The organism is Xanthomonas sp. LMG 12462 (genome assembly GCF_009192885.1).
Taxonomy (GTDB): Bacteria; Pseudomonadota; Gammaproteobacteria; order Xanthomonadales; family Xanthomonadaceae; genus Xanthomonas_A; species Xanthomonas_A sontii.
The window spans coordinates 1-6,151 of sequence record NZ_NMPP01000092.1 but is presented as its reverse complement, the minus strand read 5'-3'; the positions used below and the strand labels follow the sequence as shown (position 1 = coordinate 6,151).

General features: G+C 70.3%; 4 protein-coding genes. 1 reads left to right on the top strand and 3 read right to left on the bottom strand.

What is annotated here, in order from left to right; all coding sequences use genetic code 11:
• The first annotated feature begins 464 nt into the window (after nucleotides 1-464).
• Nucleotides 465-1,643 carry a benzoate/H(+) symporter BenE family transporter gene (locus CEK69_RS19615; RefSeq protein WP_152247482.1) on the top strand — a complete coding sequence of 393 codons (1,179 nt, stop codon included), beginning with the start codon at nucleotides 465-467 and terminating at the stop codon, nucleotides 1,641-1,643.
• 21 nt (nucleotides 1,644-1,664) lie between these two features.
• Here the strand turns inward: CEK69_RS19615 and bphP are convergent, their stop codons facing one another.
• From bphP to CEK69_RS19600, 3 genes are all read right to left on the bottom strand, one after another.
• On the bottom strand, nucleotides 1,665-3,569 hold the full coding sequence (gene bphP / locus CEK69_RS19610) for a bacteriophytochrome BphP (protein ID WP_152247480.1): 1,905 nt from the start codon (nucleotides 3,567-3,569) through the stop codon (nucleotides 1,665-1,667).
• A complete protein-coding gene (locus CEK69_RS19605; protein ID WP_152247478.1) occupies nucleotides 3,566-4,165 on the bottom strand; it encodes a biliverdin-producing heme oxygenase in 600 nt (199 codons plus the stop codon). Before CEK69_RS19605 ends, bphP begins: the two co-directional genes overlap by 4 nt.
• 158 nt (nucleotides 4,166-4,323) lie before the next feature.
• Nucleotides 4,324-5,574 (bottom strand): tetracycline resistance MFS efflux pump, encoded by a 1,251-nt coding sequence (locus CEK69_RS19600; protein ID WP_043094012.1) that lies wholly within the window; start codon nucleotides 5,572-5,574, stop codon nucleotides 4,324-4,326.
• Nucleotides 5,575-6,151: the final 577 nt, after the last annotated feature.

The following is a 6,151-nucleotide window of genomic DNA, read 5'->3' as shown; positions in this document are numbered from 1 at the left end:
CCCATTATAGCGGGCTTTTTGTTTCCGTCAACACCTCATTTCGAGGCGGTTGACGCTGGTTCGTCTTCAAACCCGAGGGCTTTTCGTCGAATCGAGCCGCCCATCATAGCGGCTTTTTTCTTGCCGTCAACACCTTTTTGATCAGGTGGTTGACGCCGCTTCTTCGTCCAAACCCGAAGGCTTTTCCTCGAAGCGAGCCGGCCATATTAGCCGACTTTTTCACGCTGTCAACACCCGATGTTCGCTAGGTGTTTCCGGCCCCGCCTGCCTCTGTCGCGCCGAAGCTCGGCAGTTGCGTAGCGGGCCGCGCAGTTTAATGGCACCGAAAAAAAGGTCAACCGTTTTTTGCGCGCCCTTGCAGCGCTGCGTGCTGCCACGCTCTCCTCTCTATTGGTAAGGCGCGGCACAGCCGATCGCCGGCGTTTGCCCGAGAATGCAGGCTGCGCTCCACCATGGAACTCCGCATGACCGCTGCTGCCCGCGCGCTCTGGCGCGACGCTTCGCTGCCCGCGCTGATCGCCGGCTTCGTCACCGTGCTGGTCGGCTTCACCAGTTCGGCGGCGATCGTGTTCGAGGCCGCGCGCAGCGTCGGCGCCTCGCAGGCACAGATCGCGTCCTGGATGTGGGCGCTGGGGCTGGGCATGGGCCTGACCTGCATCGGGCTGTCGCTGCGCTACCGGATGCCGGTGGTCACCGCCTGGTCCACGCCCGGCGCGGCCTTGCTGATCGGCAGCGGTGGCGGACTGCCGCTGTCCGATGCCATCGGCGCCTTCGTGGTGGTGGCGGTGTTGTCCACGCTGGCCGGCTTCTCCGGCCTGTTCGAACACCTGCTGCGGCGCATTCCGCTGTCTCTGGCCTCGGCGATGCTGGCCGGCGTGTTGCTGCGCTTCGGCCTGGACGTGTTCGTGGCGATGCAGCACCAACTGGCCATGGCGCTGGCGATGTTCGCCACCTATCTGCTCGGGCGCCGCACCTTCCCGCGCTATGCGGTGATTGCCACCCTGCTGGTCGGCATCGCCGTGGCCGCGGGCAGCGGCACGCTGCACCTGGAGGCGGCGCAGTTGCGCCTGGCGCAGCCGGTGCTGGTGTGGCCGACGCTGTCGTGGCAGGCGCTGTTCGGGATCGCGCTGCCGCTGTTCGTGGTGACGATGACCTCGCAGAACCTGCCCGGGGTGGCAGCGATCCGCGCGTCCGGCTATGCGGTGCCGATCTCGCCGACCATCGGCTGGATCGGCGTGGTCAACACGCTGCTGGCGCCGTTCGGCGCCTACGGGCTGAACCTGGCGGCGATCACCGCGGCGATCTGCATGGGCCGCGAGGCGCAGGAGGATCCGCAGCGGCGCTACATGGCCGCGGTGTTCGCCGGGGTCTTCTATGTGCTGATCGGCGTGTTCGGCGCCACGGTGGCCGCGCTGTTCGCGGCCTTTCCCAGGGAATTGGTGATGGCGATCGCCGGCATCGCGCTGTTCGGCACCATCGGCAACAGCCTGGCCTCGGCGCTGCGCGAGGAACGCGAGCGCGAGCCGGCGCTGATCGCGTTCCTGGTCACCGCGTCGGGACTGTCGCTGTTCGGTATCGGCGCGGCGCTGTGGGGCCTGCTGGCCGGTGCGGCAACGCTGGCGCTATGGCGGCGCAGCCGCTGAGGCCGCGCCGCCGCACCGGACTCAGCGCGGGTCGCGCAACTGCAGCAGCCAGTGGCTGGGCACGCCGGAGTGATCGGGCAGCGGTTCGAAGTCGAACTGGCGGTGCACGGCCGTGCTGCCGTCCACGCGCAGCGGCAGGGTGACGTAGGCGGCTCGGCCCTGCCGCAGCAGCGTGTCGATGCGCTGGGTCTCCGCCAGCACGGCCTCGCTGGCGTACAGGCGCTCCAGGTCGCAGCCGATCAATTCTGCGACCTCGCGCTCGTACAGGGCGGCGAAGGCCTCGTTGACGAAGGCCAGGCGGCTGGGCCGCGGGCCGTCGCCGCGCTCGACGATCGCCACCGGTTCGCGCAGCCGCGACAGCGAGGCCTCCAGCAAGGCGAAATCCTGCTGGAAGCGCTTGCGCTCCATCAGCTCGATCAGCACCCGCAGGCTGCGTGCCGATTCCAGGCTGATCGGCGACCAGGGCCGCGCGCGGCCACGCACGGTCTCCTGCCACAGGTCGAAGCTCTTGCGCGGCGACAGCCGCGAGCCGGCGATGTCCTGCAGCTTGGCCAACTGCGGATTGCCCGCCCAGTTCACCGTGCGCACCTGCTCGCGGCGGGTCCACAGCAGCGCGCTGCGCGCCTGCGGCATCAGCGGCACGAAGATGAAGCCGGCCGCCAGCGGGGCCAGATCGGCCAGCGCCGGGAAGGTCTCGCCGATCTGGTCCGAGTGCAGGGCGCCGACCGCGTCGTGGCGCAGCGCCTCGTGATGGGTGGACTCGATCTGCTCGCGGATCCGCGCCAGGTCCTCGGTGGCCGGCAGCATGCCGTGGCGGGTGACGTGGTCGCCATGGAACACCGCCACGCCGTCGGCATCGACCACGTCGAGCAGGTCCGAGGCCATCTCGTCGAGCATCGACGCGGTGAGCATCTCGGCGTCGTTGAAGTTGGTGATCAGCTTCTCGCGCACGGTCAGCAGCACCGACTCGGTGCGCGCGCGCGCCACCGCGGTGATCGCGCCGATGCGCCCGGCCAACGCGCGGCTCAGCGCATCGGCGACATCGCGCATCTCGTGGTTGCAGAAATACGGGCGGTAGTGGTGGCAGGCGATCAGCCCCCACAACGCATCGTTGACCACGATCGAGGCCACCAGGGTGGCGGTGACGCCCATGTTGGCCAGGTATTCCAGGTGCACCGGCGAGACGCTGCGCAGACTGACGTCGCTCAGGTCCACCGGCGCGCGCAGGCGCGGATGCAGGGTGGGCTGGATCGGCGACGGCACGTAGCCGACGTTGGCGATCTGGCGCACGCGGTTGCGCAGGTACAGCGCGCGGGCCTGCGCCGGAATGTCGCTGGCCGGATAGTGCAGGCCGAGATACGGCTCCAGTTCCGCCGCGCGCGCCTCGGCGACCACGTCGCCGTTCCAGTCGTCGTCGAAGCGGTAGATCATCACCCGGTCGTAGCCGATCAGGCTGCGCAGGCTCTTGGCGGCGCGTTGACAGGCCTCCTCGATGCTGTGGTCGGCCTCCAGCCGGCGCAGCACCGGCAGCGCTTCGCGCAGGGTGGCGTCGGCCAGCGGCGCGTCGCGTGGCTCCAGTTCCAGCAGCCACTGCTCCGGATACAGATGCCAGGCGCCGACCCAGCGCTGCGTGGCGGCCGCGTCCTTGAACCCCACTTCGACATAGGCCAGGTCGCTGCGCTCGGCCGCGTCTGGCAGCAGCCGCGTGCGCGGATCCTCCAGCACGAGCAGGGCGTCGTAGCGCTGTCCGAGCAGTGCGTCCAGGGACCGGCCGAACAGGTCGGCGGCACTGGCGCTGGCCTGGACGACGCGCCCGTCCTGCGGCTCGATCACCAGCAGCACGCCGTGCGGCTGCACCGAGCCAGGGATATGGATCGGCTCGCGTGCGCATGCGTCCATGTCCAGGGGCACGACGATGTCGCTCATGCGGCGATCTCCAGGGCGAAGTGGGTGTGGAAGTGCGCGAACATCGCGCGGGCGCCGTCGACCGCGGCCTGCTGCAGCGGCGCAGTCGGCAAGGCCCGCTCCAGGCGCTGCTGGAAGTGTCGCCAGGCGGCCGGGTCGGCATGGCCGAGTTCGAAATAGGACAACGCCGGCACGGCACCGGCCAGGGTCTGCCGCAGGTGCCGGGCGATCACCCGCCCGCCCAGGCGCGAGCCCTCGACCACGTAGAGCATGCCCCAACGGGTCCCGGCCTCGGCGGCCGGCGGCAGCGGTTGCGGCGCTGGCGGCGCTGCCCGCAGCGCGTGCAGATCCTGCGCCAGCAGCGGGGTGCGCGGCTGGTACTGCCAGTGCGCGTCGCCGCAGTCGCGCAGCCAGGCCGCTTCGCGCTGTTCCCAGCCGGCCAGCACCGCGTGATGGCGACGCAGCACCTGCACGTAGTCGGCCAGCGACAGCGCCGGGTCCATCAGCGCGCGCATCGCCGGCAGGTCTTCCACCGCCTGGTGCTGCTGCGCAGTGGCCTCGCGCAGCAAGCGCGCAGCGGTCAGCGGCAGGGCGGTTCCGTCGGGAGGAGACATCATGCAGGCGACTGGTACAGCAGCCGGCCGGCCGCGACGAAAGAGGTGGTACAGCGTAACAACCGCGACCGCGCGGTGCCAGGCGAGGCCACGTGGGACACGACGACGCCTATCCCAGCAAGCTGAGCCGTTCATGCCGGATACGCTGCCCGCGCTGCGCCTCAGCCGCCAGCCACCCCGGCGGCCGGCACCCGCGCGCGGCGCCAGGCCACGATCCAGCCGCCGCCCAGCAACAGCGCCGCCAGCAGCCACGGCACGCCAGGGAAGTGCAGCAAGGCATGCGGGCCGATGAAGGCGGCGAACACCCACGCGTACAGGAGCGGCCCGATCACCCCGGCCAGGCTGACCAGACTCATCAGTGCGCCCTGGATGCGGCCCTGCGCGTCGGCGCCGACGTGGCGGGTGACGATCGCCTGCGCCGCCGGCCCGGCCACTGCCCATAGCGCACTGATCGGCACACCGAGCAGGAACAGCGCACCGCTGCCGGCCACGCTGTAGATGGCGAAGCCGATCACGCCGCAGCCCAGGCCGAACAGCAGCGCGCCGCGCTCGCCGAAGCGGCGCACCACCCGCGCCACCAGCACGGCGTTGACCACGATGCTGCACACACCGACCAGGGCCAGCACCCAGCTGACCTGTTTCGGTCCCCAACCGAAGCGGTAATCGGCGAACAGGACGAAGATGCTCGGGTAGACGTAGTGCGCCAGGTTGGCCAGGAAGATCACCGCGGCCAGCGCGAACACCTGCGGATAGCGCTGCAGCAGGCGCAGCGCGCCGAACGGATTGGCATGCGCCCAGTCCACGCGCGCGGTGCGCCGTTCCGGCGCCAGCGATTCGGGCAGCACCCACAGGCCGTAGAGGAAGTTGAGCAGAGCCAGCCCGGCGGCGAACCAGAACGGGGCGCGCAGGTGCAGGCTGCCGAGCCAGCCGCCCAGCAGCGGACCGACCACGAAACCGACGCCGAACGCGGCGCCGATGATGCCGTAGGCCTGGGCGCGCTTGTCGGCCGGGGTGATGTCGGCGATGTAGGCGTTGGCCGAGGTGAAGCTGGCCGAGAACACGCCGGAGACCATGCGCGCCAGCAGCAGCACCGGCAGGCTCTGCGCCAGCGCCATCACCATGAAGTCCACGCCCAGCCCGAGGCAGGAGGCCAGGATCACCGGGCGCCGGCCGTAGCGGTCGGACAATGCGCCCTGCAGCGGCGAGCTGACGAATTGCAGCGCGGCGAACAGGAAGCCGAACCAGCCGACCCAGCGCGCCGCGGCAGCGAAATCGCCGCCGGTGAAGCCGCGCACCAGCGTGGGCAGCACCGGGATGATGACGCCGAAGGACAGCACGTCGATCAGCAGGGTGACGAAGATGAAGGCGACCGCGGCGCGGCGTGAGCGGACAGCGGGAGTCGGAGCGTGCACGGCAGGCCTCCTGGCGGACGCGGCAGTGTAATCGGCGTACCTGGTCATCGGCGCACCCGTGGGTGTGGAAGGTGACCGATTGGAACGGGCGGCGTGCCTGCGACACCGTGTTGGCTCGGCTGGCCGTCGCGGGAGCGCTTGCACCGCGACCGGTGGGGCCATGGCGTCGGGACTGAAGTCCCTCCCACAGAAGCGTCCGGGCTGGCTGATTGCGACTCGAAGCCCAAGCCCCCTTCCTGCACCACCGGCGCAGCCAGGCTGCTTGTCGCAGGAGCGGTCTCAACCGCGACCTGAAGGACCGAGGCGTCGGGACTGAAGTCCCTCCCACAACAGGGTCGAGGCTTGGCGGATTGTGTCGGAACCGACGTCCTCTACACCGAGCGACTCCCCTCTCCCGTCGGGAGAGGGGTCGGGGGTGAGGGTCCGGCGGAGGCAGCGGCGCCACTCATGCCACCAAGGCGCGGCGGCGGAGCAGTCACGGCCGGACCGTCACCAATGCCGACTGCCGGGCCGCAGCAGGTGGTGCCGCCGTCCGGCCGCGGTCACTCGGCCGGGGTCACAACGCCGCGACAGAGAT

Excerpts from the sequence above, each read along its gene's own strand:
- bphP (WP_152247480.1), bottom strand. The coding sequence starts at position 3,569 with ATGAGCGACATCGTCGTGCCCCTGGACATGGACGCATGCGCACGCGAG.
- CEK69_RS19605 (WP_152247478.1), bottom strand. The coding sequence starts at position 4,165 with ATGATGTCTCCTCCCGACGGAACCGCCCTGCCGCTGACCGCTGCGCGC.
- CEK69_RS19615 (WP_152247482.1), top strand. The coding sequence starts at position 465 with ATGACCGCTGCTGCCCGCGCGCTCTGGCGCGACGCTTCGCTGCCCGCG.